The organism is Paraburkholderia sp. SIMBA_027 (assembly GCF_046535315.1).
Lineage (GTDB): Bacteria > Pseudomonadota > Gammaproteobacteria > Burkholderiales > Burkholderiaceae > Paraburkholderia > Paraburkholderia tropica.
Genome location: NZ_JAWRWY010000510.1, coordinates 1 through 275, shown reverse-complemented (window position 1 = coordinate 275; position 275 = coordinate 1). Strand labels below are relative to the sequence as shown.

1 protein-coding gene is annotated in these 275 nt (G+C 62.2%); it reads right to left on the bottom strand.

All coding sequences use genetic code 11. The features are described from left to right. Nucleotides 1-223, bottom strand: a 223-nt coding sequence (locus SB764_RS40030) for an N-6 DNA methylase (protein ID WP_410866752.1), incomplete at its 3' end; no start/stop codon positions are given. Nucleotides 224-275: the final 52 nt, after the last annotated feature.

Genomic DNA, 275 nt, shown 5'->3' with positions numbered 1-275 from the left:
CCTTGGGCCGAGAGGCGCTGCCGGGAGTAAGTTCACGAAGACGATCGACCGCGGAAACCAGGAATTCAGCGTCGCCAGCGGCAGGTTCAAGCACGCGATCCTGCGACGTGCGAATCGCCCACTGCGCGATGAAACGGGTGATCGCGGGAGGCGTGAAGAACGCGCCTCTCTCCTTGCGGCGCACGGGCGTGTCGAGAGGGTCGAGATGGGTAACGAAAGTCACGGTTAGCTTCCGAATCGTGCACGCATGGGTTCGCTGTCTTTGGCTGCTTACC